The following is a 722-nucleotide window of genomic DNA, read 5'->3' as shown; positions in this document are numbered from 1 at the left end:
CGTCCCCGACCCCTCACCGCCGCCCGCGCGACCCTCGCCCTCGCCCTCACCGGCATCGCGGGCGCGCTCTCCCTCGACGGCACCGCCCACGCCGACAAGGCCGGCACCGAGACCCCCGCGAACAGGGCTCCGGCCGACAATGCGCCCGCCGACGATGCATCCGCGGGCGAAGCCGGCGTCAAGGCGAAGGTCGACCGGCTCCACCGGGAGGCCGAGAGCGCCACCGAGGCGTACAACGGCGCCCACAGGAAGGCGGAGGCCGCACGCGACGAACTGGATTCGCTACGCGACGAGGCCGCACGCACACAGGCCGGGCTCAACAGCGCCCGGAAGGCACTCGGCGGTTACGCCGCCCAGCAGTACCGCGAGGGCAGCGGCATCGCTCCCACCCTCCGGCTCGCTCTCTCCGCCACCCCGTCCGACTACCTGGAGCACGCCGCGCTGGCCGAACGGGTCGGCGACCGCAGGTCGACGACCGTGCGCCGCACCGCAGCCCGCACCCGGCAGCTGGCACAGCTGCGGAAGGAGGCGGCAGGCGCCTCGGCCGAACTGGACAGCTCGGCCGAGGCGGCGCGCCGCCACAAGTCCGCCGTCCAGCGCAAGCTGCGCGCGGCGCGGCGGCTCCTGGACACCCTCACGGCGCAGCAGCGCGCCGACATCCTCGACGAACCCGCGAGCCCGCCCCCCACGGACGGGGACGGGAACGGGAACGGGGGCAGGGG

The 722-nt window shown here is 75.9% G+C and carries 1 protein-coding gene; it reads left to right on the top strand.

The window, feature by feature from the left end; all coding sequences use genetic code 11:
• On the top strand, positions 1 to 722 hold a 722-nt coding region (locus tag AB8Z75_RS35170), incomplete at both ends, for a coiled-coil domain-containing protein (RefSeq protein WP_369209223.1).

Source organism: Streptomyces sp. PU-14G (assembly GCF_041028275.1).
Taxonomy (GTDB): domain Bacteria; phylum Actinomycetota; class Actinomycetes; order Streptomycetales; family Streptomycetaceae; genus Streptomyces.
This window is presented reverse-complemented; position numbering and strand designations above follow the sequence as displayed.